Source organism: Brevundimonas sp. ALps5 (genome assembly GCF_058681645.1).
The window spans coordinates 1,977,720-1,995,243 of the sequence record NZ_CM178744.1; the positions used below are offsets into that span (position 1 = coordinate 1,977,720).

Sequence of the window (17,524 nt, forward strand, 5' to 3'; positions counted from 1 at the left end):
ATGGCGGTCGAGGTCTTTCGCGCCGACTATGCCGATCCGGTCCATGCGTCGGCGGTCGTCGATCTGCTGGACGCCTATGCCCGCGACCCGATGGGCGGTAATCATCCATTGAGCCTGGCCGTGCGCGAGGGGTTGATCCCGGCGCTGGCGGCGCGTCCGGACGCGCTTTCGGTTCTGGCCTTCGTCGATGGCGTTCCCGCCGGGCTGGTCAATGTCTTCGAGGGCTTCTCAACCTTCAAATGCGCGCCCCTGTTCAACATCCATGACGTCGCTGTCCTGCCGGAATACCGGGGTCTCGGCCTCGCCCGGCGGATGCTCGCGCTCGTGGAAGTCCTCGCGGTCGAGCGCGGCTGCTGCAAGCTGACTCTGGAGGTGCTGGAGGGCAATTCCCCGGCCAGGGCGCTTTACCGCTCGCTCGGTTTCGCCGGCTATGCGCTCGATCCGGAAACCGGTCAGGCGCAGTTCTGGGAAAGGCCGCTTCCCACCTGAGGTTACGCGCTTGACGCGATCCTGTCCGCACGGCGAAGGTGTGCGGGTAACGGGGGACTGGCGTATGATCGAGATGAATAACGGCGTGCCGCGCCTGACGCGGCGCGCTGTGCTGACGGCCGGTGCGGCGGTCGCGGGGCTGGCGGCTGTGGCGGGGCCGGTGATGGCGCGAACCGCGCCGAACGCCCACACCCTTGCGGATTTCTTCGAACGGTCGGGGGTGCGTCATGTCTGCCTTTCGCCTTCGGGCGACAAGGTCGCCATCCTGCGTGAGCTGAACGAGGCCGGATCGCGCCGCGCCGTGGTGGACATCATCGACGCCGCCAATCCGTCCGCCCCGCCGACGCGCCGCCCCATCGGCGACATCGACTGCGAGGCCATGGTATGGGCCAAGCCCGACAGCCTGCTGGTCTGGGTTGCGTTGAAGGTCACGATCAAGCCGAACAACAGTTCGGCCCAGTCCCTGATCGCCACGGGCGGAGGCGAGATCACCTCGCGGCGCGTGATTTCGATCAATCCCTCGACCGGCGCCGCCGTGGTGCTGTTCGAGAACCAGCGCCAGCGCCTGCGGGCGACGCGCAATCTGGGCGGGCTCATCGATTTCCTGCACGACGATCCCGACCATGTTCTGATGATCGCGCCGACGGCGATCGGCGTTCTGGCCCTGCACAAGGTCAATGTGCTCACCGGCGCCGCCGAACAGATCGAGCGGGGATCCAACAACACCTACTGGTGGGCCACGGCGGGCGGGGTCCCGGTCCTGCGCTACGACATCAATTCGATCGGCAGTGTGATCAGCATCTATGTTCGCATGCCGGGAGACAGGAACTGGAAGTTCGCGCGGCGAGTGCGGGTCGAGGAGGCCCCGGACTTTGCCTATATCGGCGAAGCCGGCCGGGCCGGCGCCGTTCTGGTGGCCTCACGCGAGGACGGCGAGGATGTCATGTCGATCCGCGAACTCGATCTGGCCACGCTCAGCGTGGGGCCGCCGATCGCGTCGCGGCCGGGCGCGGATGTTACCGGCGGGGTGCTGGACCGCCGCGAACACTATCTGGGCGCCGCCTATTTCAGGGACCGTCTGGAGTATGATTTCGCGACGCCGGAGCTGGCGCCGCACCACCGGGCCATGAACCGGTTCTTCGCCGACGAATGCAATGTGGCGTTTGCGGATATCGATGCCGCCAAGAACCGCATCCTGACCTATGTCACCGGCCCCCGGGAGCCGGGCGCCTGGTACCTCTATGACCGGGCGGCGCGCAGCTTCGTCAATCTGGCGCCGCGCACCACTCTGGTCGCAGAACGGCTCGGCAAGGCCGAGGCTGTTTCAGTGCGGACCCGCGACGGCGCCGAAATCCGCGCATATCTGACGGCTCCTCCGGGCGGGACCCCGGGGCCGCTGGTGGTCCTGCCGCACGGCGGGCCGGAACTTCGCGACGTGCTGGACTGGGATCGTCAGGTCCAGATTCTGGCCAGCCAGGGCTGGTGGGTGCTGCAGCCGAATTTCCGTGGCTCAGGGGGCTACGGTCTGGGCTTCGCCGGGCAGGGCTGGAAGCGCTGGGGCGACCGGATGCAGGAGGATATCGAGGACGCCGTCGATCAGGTCGTCGCCGCCAAGGGGCTGGACCGCAACCGGATCGCCATCATGGGTTCCAGCTACGGCGGCTATGCAGCCCTGATGGGGGCCGTGCGTCGGCCGGATCTCTACAAGGCGGCCATTTCGATCTGCGGCGTCGGGGATCTTCCGGACATACTGGCCTGGGAACGCCGCAACGACGACACCCCCAATGACGAGGTCTACGGATTCTGGGTCAAGCGGATCGGGGATCCGACCGTGGATCGGGCCGCCATCGAGGCGGGATCGCCCCGCCGCCGCGTCTCGGAGATCAGATGCCCGGTGATCCTCGTGCACGGGGCGAATGACCCCGTCGTTCCGGTCTATCAATCCCGCCAGATGAACGCGGCCCTACGCGGCGCGGGCAAGACGGTCGACTATGTCGAGGTCCCGGATGCCGGGCACGGCGATTGGGAGGATGACGTCGAGCAGGGTCTGATGGGGCGCTACATCGCCCTGCTGAACCGCGTCTTCGCCTGACGGATTAGCGGGGGGCGGAGCACACCGGACAGTGGGGGTCTGCGGCGATCCTCACCGTCCGGGCCGTGGCGTTCAGCCCGTCATAGAGCATCAGCCGGCCGGTCAGGGGCTCGCCCGCGCCGGTGATCCGCTTGATCGCCTCCAGCGCCGCCATGGCGCCGATCACGCCCGCGAGGGCGCCGACGACGCCGACGCGTGCGCAGGTCTCGGCGTCCGGGGGCGTCTCGGGGACCAGACATTGATAGCAGGGGCGGCCTTCGAACACCGCGACCTGACCGTCCCAGCGGCCGAGCGCGCCGGACACCAGCGAAACGCCCGCGGCGACGCAGGCCGCATTGACCGCGAACCGGGTCGGGAAATCGTCGGTGCCGTCCAGAACCAGGTCATAGTCGGCGATCAGGCGCGCGGCGGTGTCGGCGGTCAGCATTTCGGCGTGGGTCCGGACCGCGATGTGCGGATTGATCCCGCTCAGCCGCTCGGCGGCGGCCTCGACCTTGGGGCGGCCGATGTCGGCGGTGGCGAACTGAATCTGGCGCTGCAGGTTGGAGAGCGACACGGTGTCGGCGTCGACGATGCCGAGGGTCCCGACTCCCGCCGCCGCCAGATAGAGGGCCGCCGGTCCGCCGACGCCCCCGGCGCCGACGATCAGGATGCGGGCGCGCGCGAGTTTCTGCTGCCCGGGCCCCCCGACCTCGGAGAGGATCAGGTGGCGGGCATACCGCTCGACTTCATCTTCGGAAAACTGGGCCACGGCCGACATCTAGGCCTCGCCCAGCCTGTTGTCAGGCCCGGAATCTCAGGCCGATCAGGCCGCGAGATCGAGGGTTTCGGCGGCGGTGGTGAACAGGGCCTCGACCTGGGGCAGGGACAGGCGGTCCAGGGGGCGGTCGCCGATCATGGCCTCGACCTTGCCGGCCACCCGGACCGGGGCCATCGGATGGGCGCCCACAGGTTCGCCCATCACGGTCTCATCGATGAGCATGCGGATGTTCTCGTGGCGTGGATCGGCGCGCAGGCGGGTGAAAAGCCGGTCCAGATCGGCGCGGCGGCCTTCAACCAGTTGCAGGAACTGGCCGCGATGGAAGATCAGCAGGCCGCGCAGTTCATCGCGGCGGTTGTTGATGTCCGAGGCGCCCAGGATCTGGGCGATCGACAGAATGGACTGACCGGCCGAACCGACGGCGTCGCTGACATAGATCGCGCGCTGCAACACGGCGAGGCCTTTCGTCTGGGGTGCGGGGGAGGCCGCGCGGGGGAACACGGCGAGGACGCTTGGGGACGCTATCGGGGGACGCTACGGCACTACAAGCTTGGCTGGTAACGATAACATGGGTCGAAATTATGACTTAACGTCGATAATGTTGGAATCTTATACCCAAGCTTGATGGCGGGCCCCAGCCACGCCATCTGATGTCCATGAACGATTTCAAGGCTTCTCCCTCCGAAACCGGTCCCGGCTGGCACGGCACCACCATCCTCGCGGTCCGCAAGAACGGCAAAACCGTCATCGCAGGCGACGGCCAGGTCTCCATGGGACCGACCATCGTCAAGGGCGCGGCGCGCAAGGTTCGGGTTCTGGCCGGCGGCAAGGTGCTGGCGGGCTTCGCCGGGGCCACGGCCGACGCCTTCACCCTGATCGAGCGGCTGGAGGCCAAGCTGGAGCAGTATCCGGACCAGCTGGCCCGGGCCTGCGTTGATCTGGCCAAGGACTGGCGCACCGACCGCTATCTGCGCCGTCTGGAGGCCATGCTGCTGGTGGCGGACGCCAATTCCATCTTCACCGTCACCGGCGTCGGCGATGTGCTGGAGCCGGAGCATGGGGCGGCGGCGGTCGGCTCGGGCGGCAACTACGCCCTGTCGGCGGCCCTGGCCCTTCTGGAGAACTCCGACCTCGACGCCGAGGCCATCGCGCGCAAATCCATGGCCATCGCGGCCAGCATCTGCGTCTACACCAACGGCAATCTTACCGTGGAGACCCTGGGGTCGTGAGGCGTGACTCGTGAATCGTGAGCACTCACGATTCACGTTCAGGCTCAGGCCCCGCCGAAGTCGAGGTCTTTCCGCGCCGCGATGATGGTCACGATGAACCCGGCCAGCACGTCCAGCATGACCATGGTCAGGATCAGGAAGAAGGTCGAGGTCGCGAAGCCGCGGATCAGCAGGAACTCGACCAGGCAGACCACGAAGACGATCAGCGACAAGGCGTGATTGACGATGGCGACCTTCTGGCTGGAGGTCGACTTGAGCAGTTCGAAGAACAGCAGGATCAGCGACAGGAACAGGATCAGGTCGCCCACGCCGACGTTCCAGTTGGCGCCCGAGGTCATAGGCACCGAAAACAGCGGATCGCGCAGGATGGCGTCGGCCTCGGCCATGCCGCCCCCGCCCGTGGCGCTGAACAGGATGACGATGTTGTAGAGCACCACCGGGATCAGCAGCAGGGGCAGGGCGATCAGCATGACAGCGGTCCTCGCGAGCGAAGGCCGCTCTAACGGCCGCGCTTCTTAACGATACATATCCCGGAACGCTCCATACCGCCACGCCTGCTCGCCCAGCGGGCGAGCAGGCTTTCTTTTTGGCCTATCGCGCTTTGCGCTACTTGAGGCCGGGCTCGCCCTCCGCGCTCAAGCAGCGAGCCGCCGCGCGGCGAGCGATAGCGCCCAAAAAAGAAGCTCAGAACTCGCTGACCGGCCCCGGCTGCCTTGAGCGGGTCTTCAGCCACATCACGCCCAGCAGGTCCGAGAAGGAGGCCACCAGCCGGCCCCAGTTGGTGTACTTCGACCGGCCCGTCTCGCGGTGGCGGTGGTCGACGTCGAGGTAGCGGTTCTCGAACCCCTCGCGGATCATCAGGGCCGGCAGATACCGGTGGATGTGATCGAAGTAGGGCAGGCGCAGGAAGAGGTCGCGCCGGAAGGCCTTGAGCCCGCAGCCGGTGTCGTCGGCGTCGTCATTGAGCAACTTCTTGCGGATGCGGTTGGCCCACAGCGAGGCCTGACGCTTGGCGCCCGAATCCTGACGCCGGGCGCGGACGCCGCCGACCAGTCCGACATTGGCGGGCGCCGCCATCAGGGCGTCGGCCAGACGCGGAGCGTCGTGGGGCGGGTTCTGGCCGTCGCCGTCCAGGGTCACCACGATCGGCGCGCGGGCCGCCAGCACCCCGGTGCGCACCGCCCGGCTCTGGCCGGCATTGGTCGCATGGGCCAGCACGCGCAGGGTCGGCATCTCGGGCATCAGGGCGCGCAGCTCGGCCAGGGTCGTGTCGCGGCTCGCGTCGTCGACGAAGATCATCTCATAGGAGCGGCCCTGGAAGGCGGCGGCGATATCTTTCGCCAGCTGTCCGGCGGCGCCGGCCTCGTCATGCACGGGGACGACGATTGAAACCTCTGGGGAAACGTCGGGGATTTGGTCTGCGCTCATCGCCGCTGTTTAGCCGAGCCTGAGCCCGGGCGCGAGTGCAGCGACATTCTGGTGGTTTTTGTCGGGGCGGCTGTGTGCCATGGTGGCGAAAACGAGAAAACGCGAAGCCATTTTCCGGGGAAGGAAACCACCATGAAAGCGAATCGCCGCCACTTCATCACGACCGCCGGGCTCGGCGCTTTTTGCGCGACAATGACACCGGTTACCTTGGCCGCCGCGCCGGCCGTCGCACAGGCCTCCGAGGGCCAGAACGGAACCGGGCTCCTGACCCCGCCGCCGGCGCTTCCGGCCCATTCCGATTGGGCCGACAACGGGGTGCGGCTGAACCCGCGCGACTTCGGGGCCAAGGGGGACGGCGCGACCAGGGACACGGTCGCCGTCCAGACCGTGCTGGACCGTTGCGCCGTGCTCGGCGGAGGCGAGGTGGTGGTCCCGGCCGGGACCTATGTCGTCGGGGCGATCCGCATCGGCTCCAATACGACACTGAGGCTTGAAGAGGGGGCGACCCTGCTGGGCTCGCCCGACGTGGCCGACTATCCGATCACCCAGGTCCGCTGGGAGGGCCGCTGGATCCCCGGCTATATCGGCCTGGTCTGGGCCCAGGACGCCCGGAACATCACCATCGCGGGCAAGGGGAAGATCCTCGGCAATACCGCCATCCCGGGCCGCGTCGACCGCGCCTCGGGCCTTCGCCATCCGGCCCTGATCGAGCTGGTCAACTGCCACAATATCCTGATCACCGAGGTCTATACCGAGCAGAACGACATGTGGTCGATCCACCCGGTCTATTGCGAGGACCTGACCTTCAGGGGGGTGACGGTGAAGGGCGGCGCAGACGGCGTCGACGTCGATTCCTGCCGCCGCGTCCTGTTCGACCACTGCGACTTCGACACCACCGACGACTGTATCTCCCTGAAATCCGGGCGCGGCATGGAGGGCAACGTTATCGCCCGGCCGACCGAGGATGTGACCATTCTCGACTGCAGTTTCCGCGACAAGCACTGGGCCTGTATCGGCATCGGCTCGGAGACGTCGGGCGGGGTGCGTCGCGTCCTGGTCGAGCGCTGCCAGTGTCTGGCCGCCCGCACCTTCGCCATCTACATCAAGACCCGCCCGGGCCGCGGCGCCTTCATCGAGGATATCGTCATGCGCGACCTCGACGTCTCGGGCGCGGGCTACGGCTTCCTGCGCCTCAACATCCTCGACAGCGGCAAGCAGGACCAGTTCCCGGTCGGCGGGCCGGACGGCATCCCGACGGTGAGGAACTTCGCCTTCGAGCGGATCAAGGTGACCGAGGTCCCGGTGCTGGTCGAGGCCGTGCTGATCCATCCCGACAAGCCGCTGGACGGCTTCGTGCTCAAGGACATCACCGGCACCAGCGGCCGGGGCATGACCCTGGCCAATATGAAGAACGTCTCCATCGAGAATGTGCGGGTCAACGTCTTCTCCGGCCCGCTTCTGGCCATGGACAACGTCACCGGGCGGGGGCTGGAGAACGCCCAGCCCCTGATCCCGACGGCGCGGCCCGCGGCAGTCGAGGGTGTGGCGGGATACAAGCTCGGCATGACCTCGGGCGCGCCGAACTGATCAGGCTTTCGGCCGTCGGGTGAACTTTCCGGTATCGGGGGGGCCTGACGCCGACGGCCGAACCCGTGCTAGGAGGGCGGAATGACGCGCCCTGACCTGGATCGCCATATCGCCGGCTGGCGCGGACCCGTGCTGGCGGCCCTGCTGGCCCTGATCGCGGGCCTGCCCGGCCTGTTGCTGCTTCCGCCGCTGGACCGCGACGAGAGCCGCTACGCCCAGGCCACCTCCCAGATGCTGGAGAGCGGCGACTATGTCGACATCCGCTTCCAGGACGAACCACGTTGGAAGAAGCCGGTCGGCATCTACTGGATGCAGGCGGCGGCCGTCGGCCTGACCTCCAAGGTCGAGAACCGCGACATCGCCGCCTATCGCCTGCCGTCACTGCTGGCCTCTATGATCGCTGCATTCGCCATCGCCTGGGCGGGCGCGGCCCTGCTCGGCCAGAGGGCGGGCTTCCTCGCGGGCGCCATCCTCGGGACCTCCCTGTTGCTGTCGACCGAGGCGGGGATCGCCAAGACCGACGCCATGCTGTGCGCCTGCGTCACCGTGGCCATGGCCGGGCTGGCGCGAATCTATCTGGCGACACGGGCCGGCGAAGACCCACGACGACCGCATAAATTCCTGTTCTGGCTGGGGCTCGGCCTGTCGATTCTGATCAAGGGGCCCATCGGCCTGATCGTGGTGGCCCCCGCCATGATCGCCCTGTCGGTCTGGGACCGCGACGTCAAATGGATGAAGCGGCTGGGCTGGGGCTGGGGTCTGCCGCTGGTGGCCCTGCTGGTCGGGCCCTGGGCCATCGCCATCACCATCGCCACTGACGGCGGCTTCTGGCGTGAGGCCGTAGGCCACGACCTCGGCGGCAAGATCAGCGGCGCGGCGGAAAGCCACGGCGGCTTCCCCGGCATGTATCTGGTCCTGTCGCCGCTGCTGCTGTTCCCGGCGACCCTGCTCTGGCCCGCCGCCCTGTCGACCGGCTGGCATCGCCGGGCCGAGCCGGCCGTGCGCTTCATGGTCTGCTGGCTGGTCCCGGCCTGGCTGATCTTCGAGGCCGCCCCGACCAAGCTGTGGCACTACACCCTGCCGACCTTCGGGGCGATCGCCCTGCTGATGGCCGCGGCCCTGACCCGGCCGATTGGAACGGTCAGCCGCCGGATCGGCGCGGGCCTGGCGGTGTTCGCGGCGATGCTGATCTGCGCGGTCACCGTCTATGGCCTGACGGTCTGGGGCACCTCGACGGCCCAGACCTGGGCGGCCATCACCATCCTGTGCGCGGCGGTGGCGGGCATCGGCGGGGCCTTCATCCTTCTGAAGGGGGCGGCGATCTCGGCCCTGCTGGTCTCGATCGCCTTCGGGGTCACGGCCCATGCGGCCCTCGCTGGGACCCTGCGCCAGTTACGGCCCCTGTCGGTCGCCCCCCTGCTGGTGGAAACCATGGAGAAGGCCGGTATCGCTCCGGATCAGGGGCTGATCCCCGGGCCGGTGGCCATCACCACCTTCCATGAGCCCAGCTTCGTCTTCCTGACCGGCCGGGACACCGAACTGACCGATGCGGCGGGCGCCGCCAAGGCCCTGGCCGAGGGCCGTCCGGCCATCGTCGAGGGCCACGACGCCGAGGCCTTCCGTCAGGCCCTGGCCCAGACCGGCGCCTCAGGTCGGGCCGTCGGCACGGTGCGAGGTCACAACTATTCCAGTGGCGACGACGTCGTCCTGACCGTCTATGCGCCGACGGGCGCGCCTGCGGCGCCGAGCGCTCCCGCCGAAGGCGATGCCCGGTGAGCCGGCCCATCCAGATCGTCGAGGTCGGTCCCCGCGACGGGCTGCAGAACGAAAAGGCTGTTCTTGAGCCCACCGTCCGCGCCGAACTGGTGCGCCGGCTTGAGGCGGCCGGGGCGAAACGGATCGAGGCGGTCAGCTTCGTCCATCCCAAATACGTGCCCCAGATGGCCGGCGCCGAAGAGGTGATGGCCGCACTCCCGAAAGAGGCGGGCCGCAGTCGCATCGGCCTCGTCCTCAACGGCAAGGGCTATGATCGGGCGCTGGGCACGGCGGTGGACGAGGTCAATGTGGCCATGAGCGTCACCGATGGCTTCGGCCTCAAGAACCAGGGCCTGTCGGTGGTCCAGCAGGTCGAGATGCTGGCCGGCATCATCGCGGGCCGCGCCAATGCCGAGGGCGAGCCGGGCGCCACGCCGTTCCTGTCCGCAACGCTCTCCTGCGTCTGGGGTTGCCCCTTCGACGGCGAGGTCTCTACGGATCAGGTTCAGGATCTGGTCGGCAAGATTGCCGAACTCGGCGTCGACGAGATCGCCCTGGCCGACACCATCGGCGTCGGCGATCCGTGGAGCGTGACGAAGAAGGTCGAGGCGGCCCGGCGGGCGGCGCCCGAGGCGACCCTGCGCCTGCATTTCCACGACACGCGCAATACCGGACTGGCCAATGCTTACGCGGGCGTCGAGGCCGGGATCGATATCCTCGACGCCTCGGTCGGCGGCATCGGCGGCTGTCCGTTCGCACCCGGCGCCACCGGCAATATCGCGACCGAGGACCTCGTCTATATGCTGGAGCGGGGCGGCTATTCGACCGGCTACGACCTCGACGGCCTGATCGAAACGGCGAAATGGATCGGCGAGCAGATCGGCCGTCCGGCGCCATCGGCGCTTAGCCGCGCAGGCGGCTGGCCGAAGGGCTGATTACAGCTCCACGCCCCGGAACGGATTGCCCTGATGCACCTCCAGCCCCTCGGGCAGGGGGACCCAGGCGGGACGGCGGGCGTTGAAGATGGCCACCGTCGGCTTGAAGCTGGAAGGATCGTCCAGCGATCCGGCATAGACGGTGTAGCTGTCGCTGACCCCGACCTCTCCGCCGAAGACCAGACCTCCGCACGTCGGGCACATGTTGCGCGTCGCCGGGCCGCCGTGGGCGCCGGTCGAGGTATGGGACTGAACCGGTCCGATCAGCCGCACCCCCGCCGCCGCCAGCCCCAGAAACGGAATGAAGCCCGAGCCCGACGCCTTCCTGCAATCCGTACAGAAGCAATAGCCGGCATAGAGAGGCTCGCCCTCCGCCTCATAACGCAGCGCCCCGCAGAGGCAGCCGCCGGTGTGTCTGACGGGGTGGTTCATGCGGGGAGGCTAGGCCCGTGACAGGAGGCGGGCAAGCCGCCTGCCGTCTACAGATTCAGCAGCGCCGGGTCGCCGCCTTGGGCGGAGATGTTGTTCGAGATGGCCTTTTCCGAGGCGAAGCGGATCAGGCTGTTGGGGCCGCCGGCCTTGGGGCCGGTGCCGCTGAGGCCCTCGCCGCCGAACGGCTGCACGCCGACGACCGCGCCGGTGATCGAGCGGTTGATATAGACGTTGCCCGCCGGGACCAGACGCACGACCTCCTCGGCGAAGGCCTCGATGCGCGAGTGGACGCCCAGCGTCAGGCCGTAGCCGCGCGCGGCCAGCTTGCCGGCGACGGTCTTCAGGTCCTTCGGGTCATAGCGATAGACGTGCAGGACCGGACCGAAGACCTCGCGCTCGAGGAAGTCGGCGGTCGGGATTTCGGCGATGGTCGGGGCGAACAGATCGCCCTTCGTGGCGCCCTCCGGCAGGGCGGCGCGGGCGACGATCTTCGCCTCCTTCGACAGCCGCTCGACGTGGGCTTCCAGCGCCGCATGGCTCTCGGCGTCGATGACCGGGCCGATGTCGGTGGCCGGGTCGGTCGGGTCGGCGACGACCTGGGCGGCCAGCGCGCCCTTCAGCCCCTCGATCAGGCTGTCGGCCGAATCCTTCGGGGCATAGAGGATGCGCAGGGCCGAGCAGCGCTGACCGGCGCTGCCGAAAGCGGACAGGATGACGTCGTCGATGACCTGTTCACGCAGGGCCGTGGTGTCCACGAACATGGCGTTCAGGCCGCCGGTCTCGGCGATGAAGGGGATGATAGCGCCGGGGCGGGCGGCCAGCGACCGGTTGATGGCCGAAGCCGTGTCCGTGCCGCCGGTGAAGGCGACGCCATCGATGCCGGGGTGCGAGACCAGCTTCGCGCCCACCGTCTCGCCACGCCCGGGGACGAGGGCCAGCAGGTCGGGGCTCAGACCGGCCTTGTGATACAGGCGCACGGCCTCGGCGGCGATCAGGGGCGTCTGTTCGGCGGGCTTGGCCAGCACCGCATTGCCGGCGGCCAGCGCGGCAGCGACCTGACCGGTGAAGATGGCCAGCGGGAAGTTCCACGGGCTGATGCAGGCGAAGACACCGCGACCATGCAGGACCAGCTGGTTCACCTCCCCGACCGGACCCTTGAGCGTCTCGGCCCCGCCGAAGTCGCGCTCGGCCAGCATCGCATAGTAGCGCAGGAAGTCCGCGGCCTCGCGCACCTCGGCTACCCCGTCGTTCAGGGTCTTGCCGGCTTCACGCGAGAGCAGCGCCACCAGGCGATCCATGTCGGCCTCCAGCGCATCGGCCATGGCGCGCAAGGTCAGGGCGCGTTTGGCGCCGCCCTGACGGTCCCAGCCGATCTGGGCGCGGGCGGCGAGGTCGGCGGCGGCGTCGATGTCGGCTTCCGAGGCCTCGGAGACATGACCCAGGACCTGCGACCGGTCGAAGGGATTGGTGACATCGGTCGGATTGATCCCGGCCTTCAGCTTGCCGCCGATCAGCGGGCCGGAGGTCAGCTTCTCGCTGTCGACCTTTTCGAGGGCCGCGGCGTGCTGTTCGCGGACGACGGCTTGCGAATAGTCGCGCCCGAGGGAGTTCTGGCGGTCCATGTACATCTCCTGGGGCGTGGGGATCTTGGCGTGGCGGTCGGGGTGTTGTTCGACCGAAAGGATGGGGTCGGCGGCGACGGCGGAGGCCGGCACCCGCTCGTCCAGCAGGGCATGGACGAAGGAGGAGTTGGCGCCGTTCTCGAGCAGGCGACGCACCAGATAGGGCAACAGGTCCTCATGCCCGCCGACGGGCGCATAGGCGCGCACCGTGACCGGGCCGAAGGTGTCGGCGGCGGCGTCATACAGGGCTTCGCCCATGCCATGCAGGCGCTGGAACTCGATCTTGACCGAAGCCTCGACCGCCATCCGGTGGACGGCCGCCAGGGAATGGGCGTTGTGGGTCGCGAACTGGGAATAGAGATGCGGCGCCGCGTCGATCATGGCGCGGGCGCAGACGAGGTAGTTCAGGTCGGTCGCGGCCTTGGTGGTGAAGACCGGATAGTCGGTGCGGCCGAACACTTGGGCGCGTTTGATCTCCGTGTCCCAATAGGCGCCCTTGACCAGACGGACCATCAGGCGGCGGCCAGATGTCTTGGCCAGTTCGGCGATGCGGGCGATCGCCTCGGGACCGCGCTTTTGATAGGCCTGAACGGCGAGGCCGAGGCCGGTCCATGATCCCAGCTCCGGCTCATTGGCCAGCCGGTCCAGCAGCTTCAGCGACAGGGCCAGACGGTCGGCCTCCTCCGCGTCCATGGTGAAGTTGATGTCGTAGGAGGCCGCGATCAGGGCCAGCCGCTTGATGCGCGGATAGAGCTCGGACCAGACCCGGTCCTCGTGCGTCGCCTCGTAGCGGGGCGACAGGGCCGAGAGCTTGACCGAGACGCCGTGGCCGACCTCGGGGCCCTGACCTTTCGCCGTCTTGCCGACGGCGGTGATGGCGTCGGCGTAGATGCGCTCATAGCGTTCGGCGTCGGCGGCGGTGCGGGCGCCCTCGCCCAGCATGTCGAAGGAGCAGAGCCAGCCCTCCTTGTTCGACCGCTTCAGCGCCGCCTCGATGGTGCGGCCGACCACGAACTGCTCGCCCATGATGCGCACGGCGGCGGCGACGGCCTGACGGATGACCGGCTCGCCCAGACGGCCCGCGACGCGCTTCAGGAAGCCCGGCAGGTCGGTCTTGGCCTCTTCGTCGGCGTCGACCAGCTTGCCGGTCAGCATCAGGCCCCAGGTCGAGGCGTTGACGAACAGGCTGTCGGACTGGCCGAGGTGGGACGCCCAGTCGGCCGAACCGATCTTCTCGGCGATCAGCCGGTCGCGGGTGTCTTCGTCGGGGGTGCGCAGCAGGGCCTCGGCCAGGCACATCAAGGCCAGACCTTCGCGGGTGCCGAGCGAGAACTCCTGCAGGAAGCTTTCGACGACGCCCTGCTTCTTCTGGCTCTGGCGGGCGTGTTCGACCAGGGCGGTGGCCTCGTCCACGACGGCGCGACGCCCGGCGGCGTCCAGCGGAATGCGGCCCAGGTTGGCGGCGACGGCCTCACGCTCATCGGCGAACTTGCCGTGGTCCAGCGTGTCCCAATGGGCATAGGCGGAAGCGTTGAAGGGGGCGGGCGTGGTCATGCGGCGTCCTCTCGGCCTTCCGGCCCGACTGTCTTGCGTATATGGCGGGCCTGTCCGAATGTGCATCGTATGATCGCCGCTCAAGCCGAAGATCGTTTGGAGAAAGCCGCCTTTGGCCGTTGAAAATCTCGATCCGGTCGACCGCCGCCTGCTCAAGGCCCTGCAGGAAGACGGCCGCATGTCCAACGCGGAACTGGCCCGGCGGTGCAATCTGTCGCCCGCCGCCTGTTTCGAGCGGGTCCGGCGGCTGAGGGAGCGCGGCGTCATCACCGGCTATGCGGCCCTGATCGATCCGGCCAAGGTCGGGCGCGGGCTGATGATCTTCGTCGAGGTCCTGCTGGACCGCACCACGGGCGACCAGTTCGAGGCCTTCGCCGGGATGGTGCGTCGCCAGCCGGAGGTGCTGGAGTGCCACATGGTCGCCGGCGGCTTCGACTACCTGATCAAGGCCCGGGTCGGGGACATGGATGCCTACCGCGCCTTCCTCGGCGATGTGCTGACGCGGATGCCGGGGGTGCGCGAGACCCGCACCTACGCCGTTCTCGAAGAGGTGAAATCGACGACGGCGCTTCCGCTCTAAACGCGTCTCGCAATCGTCGCCGTGACCCGCTATGGCTTCCTGCTCGACAACGGCGGGAGCCACTCGGCCCACATGCGTATCGTTCTGGCCACCGACGCCTGGGAGCCCCAGGTCAACGGCGTCGTCCGCACCCTGACCCGCACGGTCGCGGAATGCCGCGCCATGGGCCATGAGGTCGAGGTCATCGAGCCCAGCCAGTTCAAGACCATTCCCTGCCCGACCTATCCTGAAATCCGGCTGGCGCTCGGTGCCGAGGAAGAGATCCGCGAACGCCTGCGCGCCTTCGAGCCCGAGGCGGTGCACATCGCCACCGAGGGGCCGATCGGCATCGCCATGCGGCGCATCTGCGTGGAGTGGAAGCTGCCGTTCACGACCAGCTATCACACCAAATTCCCCGAGTACGTCTCGGCCCGTTTCCCGATCCCGGTCCAGGTCGGCTACGCCTATATGAAGTGGTTCCACAAGCCGTCGGGACGGCTGATGGTGGCCACCCCGACCCTGCGTGACGAGCTGCAGGCGCACGGCTTCAAGAACGTCTCGCCCTGGACGCGCGGCGTCGATACCGAACAGTTCAACCCCGAGCTCGAACGCATCTTCGACGAACTCGGTGGGAAAGACTGGCCGCGGCCCTTCTGGCTGAACGTCGGCCGCGTCGCCGTCGAGAAGAACATCGAGGCCTTCCTCGAGACCGACCTGCCGGGCACCAAGATCGTGGTCGGCGACGGCCCGGCCCGCGCCGATCTGGAAGAGCGCTATCCCAACGCCAAATTCCTCGGCGCCCGCTTCGGCCAGGAGCTGGCCCGCTGCTTCCGCGACGCCGACGTCTTCGTCTTCCCCAGCTGGACCGACACCTTCGGCCTGGTGATCCTGGAGGCCATGGCGGCGGGGACTCCGGTCGCCGCCTACCCGGCCCACGGCCCCATCGACATCATCCCGGGCTCCAACGCCGGCGCCATCGACGAGGATCTGAAGGCCGCCTGCCTCAAGGCCCTGGAGTGCGACCGCAAGTCGGTCCGTGCCTATGCCGAGAAATTCAGCTGGCGCGCCTCGGCCGAGCAGTTCGTCGAGAACCTCGAACCCTATCCCGAGCCCGAGCGCGGCCGCTTCTGGCGCCGTCTTCGACGCATCGCCCGGGTGCGCCGCCGCGCCGCCGCCTGACGCCCCGGCCTGACCTGGCAGCCCGACTGGACGCCGTCCACAGACGGTTGAGTTTTCAGGCGGAAAATACAGAACGGGGTTCGTCGAGTTTACACTCTGTGAACCAAACTGGAGTGTAGTTCCCCATCGGGGAAATTACACATGCCGTCCGACTGGACCGACGAGATCAAGGCAGCAATGAATGCGCGCGCCGGGCAATGGCGCCTGCGCGTGGCCATCGCCGGCCTGATCGCCCTGGTCTTCCACTCCTTCACCGGCCTGGGCTTCGCCTTCGCCTGGTTCGGCGTCTATTGCGCCCTGCAGTGGATCGAACTCGATTTCGGCCCGAACGGAGCCTGGAGCACCCGGCTGAACCGCAAGGACTGGGCCCGCGCGGCCGTGGTCATGATTCTGGTCAACAACCTGGCCTTCGCCAGCATCGGCCTGGCGGAACTGCGTAGCGGCTCGGGGCTGGCCATCTCCTGTTCGGCCATGCTGTTCGGCGGTTCGATCCTGAACGCCATCATGATTTCCACCACCTCGCGTCCGCTGGTGCTGGCGTCGGTGGCGCCGCACCTGGCCTTCGCCCTGGTCCTGCCCGTGGCCATGGCCCTGCGCGGGGCGCCGCTACTCGAATCCTTCCAGGTGTTGGTGGCCATCATGATGCTGGTCGTCGCCAGCCTGATGACCTGGCGGCAGCTGGCCGTGACCATGATCGAGGTGCGACGCGCCCAGGCCGAGGCCGTCGAGGCCAACAAGGCCAAGTCGGAATTCCTGACCGTGATGAGCCATGAGATCCGCACCCCTCTCAACGGGGTGCTGGGCATGGCCCAGGCCATGGGCGCCGATGAGCTGTCGGGCCGCCAACGCGAGCGACTGGAGGTCGTCAGCCAGTCGGGGCAAGCGCTCCTGGCCATCGTCAACGACGTTCTGGACCTGGCCAAGGTCGAGGCCGGCAAGATCGAGCTGGAGAACCGTCCGTTCGATCTGGAGCCGACGATCCGTCAGGCCGAGGCCAGCTTCGAGGCCATCGCCCTGTCCAAGGGTCTGAGCTTCACCTCGGTCGTCGATCCCTCGGCCGAGGGCCGCTACATGGGCGACGCGCTCCGGCTGCGGCAGATCCTGGCCAATCTGATCTCCAACGCGGTCAAGTTCACCGACGCGGGCGGCATCACCGTCTCGGCGCGCCGCGACGGCGGCGACCTGATCCTGATCGTTCAGGACACCGGTCCGGGCTGCACGCCCGAGCATATGGGCCGGCTGTTCAAGAAGTTCGAACAGGCCGACGTCTCGACCACGCGCCGGTTCGGCGGCACGGGTCTGGGCCTGTCGATCTGCAGCGAGCTGAGCGCCCTGATGGGCGGATCGATCGTCGCCGAGGCCGTCGAGCCGCATGGCTTGCGCTTCGTGACCCGCCTGCCGCTCGAGCGTCTGAGCGAGAAGGGCGAGGCGATCGCCGCCGTCGCCGCCGCTGAGGCCGCCGATGAAGGGCGCGCCTTGCGCGTCCTGGCCGCCGAGGACCATCCGGTGAATCGTCAGGTGCTGACGGTGCTCCTGGCCCAGGCCGGGATCGTCCCGACCATCGTCGAGAACGGCGCCCTGGCCGTCGACGCCTGGCGCGAAGGGCAGTGGGACCTGATCCTGATGGACGTCCAGATGCCGGTCATGGACGGACCGTCGGCGACCGCGGCCATTCGCGCCGAGGAGTTCTCGGAAGGTCGCGACCACACCCCGATCATCGCCCTGACGGCCAATGTCATGACCCATCAGATCGAGGACTACCGCAGCATCGGCATGGACGCCGTGGTCGGCAAGCCCATCCAGATGGACGAACTCATGCGCGCCATGGCCCGGGTGCTGGAAGACAATGACGTCGACGCGGCCCGTTCCGGGGTCCTCGCTGCGGCCTGAGCCCGGCCGAGGT

General features: G+C 68.1%; 15 protein-coding genes. 9 read left to right on the plus strand and 6 right to left on the minus strand.

Annotated elements, in window-relative coordinates; all coding sequences use genetic code 11:
- The gene (locus tag ACW172_RS09565) at nucleotides 1-489 is read left to right on the plus strand and encodes a GNAT family N-acetyltransferase (RefSeq protein ID WP_492034815.1); all 489 of its coding nucleotides are present in this window, start codon (nucleotides 1-3) and stop codon (nucleotides 487-489) included.
- Between the two features lie 64 nt (nucleotides 490-553).
- Nucleotides 554-2,581, plus strand: coding sequence for an alpha/beta hydrolase family protein (locus tag ACW172_RS09570; RefSeq protein WP_492034816.1), 2,028 nt, complete (start codon nucleotides 554-556; stop codon nucleotides 2,579-2,581).
- 4 nt (nucleotides 2,582-2,585) lie between these two features.
- On the opposite strand, the gene ACW172_RS09575 is transcribed toward ACW172_RS09570, so the two are convergent.
- Nucleotides 2,586-3,341: a HesA/MoeB/ThiF family protein gene (locus tag ACW172_RS09575; RefSeq protein WP_492034817.1), complete on the minus strand. Its 756-nt coding sequence runs from the start codon at nucleotides 3,339-3,341 to the stop codon at nucleotides 2,586-2,588.
- Between the two features lie 45 nt (nucleotides 3,342-3,386).
- Nucleotides 3,387-3,842, minus strand: a complete 456-nt coding sequence (locus ACW172_RS09580; protein ID WP_492034818.1) for a BLUF domain-containing protein — start codon at nucleotides 3,840-3,842, stop codon at nucleotides 3,387-3,389.
- A 155-nt stretch (nucleotides 3,843-3,997) separates the two neighbouring features.
- On the opposite strand from ACW172_RS09580, the gene hslV reads away from it, so the two are divergent.
- Nucleotides 3,998-4,570: an ATP-dependent protease subunit HslV gene (gene hslV / locus ACW172_RS09585; protein WP_492034819.1), complete on the plus strand. Its 573-nt coding sequence runs from the start codon at nucleotides 3,998-4,000 to the stop codon at nucleotides 4,568-4,570.
- A gap of 44 nt (nucleotides 4,571-4,614) precedes the next feature.
- Here hslV and ACW172_RS09590 read toward each other — a convergent pair whose 3' ends face one another.
- Both ACW172_RS09590 and ACW172_RS09595 read right to left on the minus strand, forming a co-directional pair.
- On the minus strand, nucleotides 4,615-5,040 hold the full coding sequence (locus ACW172_RS09590) for a hypothetical protein (RefSeq protein WP_492034820.1): 426 nt from the start codon (nucleotides 5,038-5,040) through the stop codon (nucleotides 4,615-4,617).
- A 214-nt stretch (nucleotides 5,041-5,254) separates the two neighbouring features.
- The gene (locus ACW172_RS09595) at nucleotides 5,255-5,998 is read right to left on the minus strand and encodes a glycosyltransferase family 2 protein (protein WP_492034821.1); all 744 of its coding nucleotides are present in this window, start codon (nucleotides 5,996-5,998) and stop codon (nucleotides 5,255-5,257) included.
- A 132-nt stretch (nucleotides 5,999-6,130) separates the two neighbouring features.
- Here ACW172_RS09595 and ACW172_RS09600 point away from each other — a divergent pair, with 132 nt between their 5' ends.
- The 3 genes from ACW172_RS09600 to ACW172_RS09610 all read left to right on the plus strand — a co-directional run bounded on the left by ACW172_RS09600 (nucleotide 6,131) and on the right by ACW172_RS09610 (nucleotide 10,275).
- Nucleotides 6,131-7,585 (plus strand): glycoside hydrolase family 28 protein, encoded by a 1,455-nt coding sequence (locus ACW172_RS09600; protein WP_492034822.1) that lies wholly within the window; start codon nucleotides 6,131-6,133, stop codon nucleotides 7,583-7,585.
- 81 nt (nucleotides 7,586-7,666) lie between these two features.
- Nucleotides 7,667-9,361, plus strand: coding sequence for an ArnT family glycosyltransferase (locus ACW172_RS09605; RefSeq protein WP_492034823.1), 1,695 nt, complete (start codon nucleotides 7,667-7,669; stop codon nucleotides 9,359-9,361).
- A complete protein-coding gene (locus tag ACW172_RS09610; RefSeq protein ID WP_492034824.1) occupies nucleotides 9,358-10,275 on the plus strand; it encodes a hydroxymethylglutaryl-CoA lyase in 918 nt (305 codons plus the stop codon). Before ACW172_RS09605 ends, ACW172_RS09610 begins: the two co-directional genes overlap by 4 nt.
- Here ACW172_RS09610 and ACW172_RS09615 read toward each other — a convergent pair whose 3' ends face one another.
- Together ACW172_RS09615 and putA are read right to left on the minus strand one after the other, a co-directional pair.
- The gene (locus tag ACW172_RS09615) at nucleotides 10,276-10,707 is read right to left on the minus strand and encodes a GFA family protein (RefSeq protein WP_492034825.1); all 432 of its coding nucleotides are present in this window, start codon (nucleotides 10,705-10,707) and stop codon (nucleotides 10,276-10,278) included.
- Nucleotides 10,708-10,754: 47 nt separating this feature from the next.
- Entirely contained in the window at nucleotides 10,755-13,883 is a 3,129-nt protein-coding gene (putA, locus tag ACW172_RS09620; RefSeq protein WP_492034826.1) for a bifunctional proline dehydrogenase/L-glutamate gamma-semialdehyde dehydrogenase PutA, read from the minus strand.
- Nucleotides 13,884-14,061: 178 nt separating this feature from the next.
- On the opposite strand from putA, the gene ACW172_RS09625 reads away from it, so the two are divergent.
- The 3 genes from ACW172_RS09625 (at nucleotide 14,062) to ACW172_RS09635 (ending at nucleotide 17,511) form a co-directional block, all read left to right on the plus strand.
- The gene (locus ACW172_RS09625; protein WP_492034966.1) at nucleotides 14,062-14,463 is read left to right on the plus strand and encodes an Lrp/AsnC ligand binding domain-containing protein; all 402 of its coding nucleotides are present in this window, start codon (nucleotides 14,062-14,064) and stop codon (nucleotides 14,461-14,463) included.
- Nucleotides 14,464-14,535: 72 nt separating this feature from the next.
- Nucleotides 14,536-15,621, plus strand: a complete 1,086-nt coding sequence (locus ACW172_RS09630) for a glycosyltransferase family 4 protein (RefSeq protein ID WP_492034967.1) — start codon at nucleotides 14,536-14,538, stop codon at nucleotides 15,619-15,621.
- A gap of 141 nt (nucleotides 15,622-15,762) precedes the next feature.
- On the plus strand, nucleotides 15,763-17,511 hold the full coding sequence (locus ACW172_RS09635) for an ATP-binding protein (RefSeq protein WP_492034827.1): 1,749 nt from the start codon (nucleotides 15,763-15,765) through the stop codon (nucleotides 17,509-17,511).
- The last annotated feature ends 13 nt before the right edge of the window (nucleotides 17,512-17,524 follow it).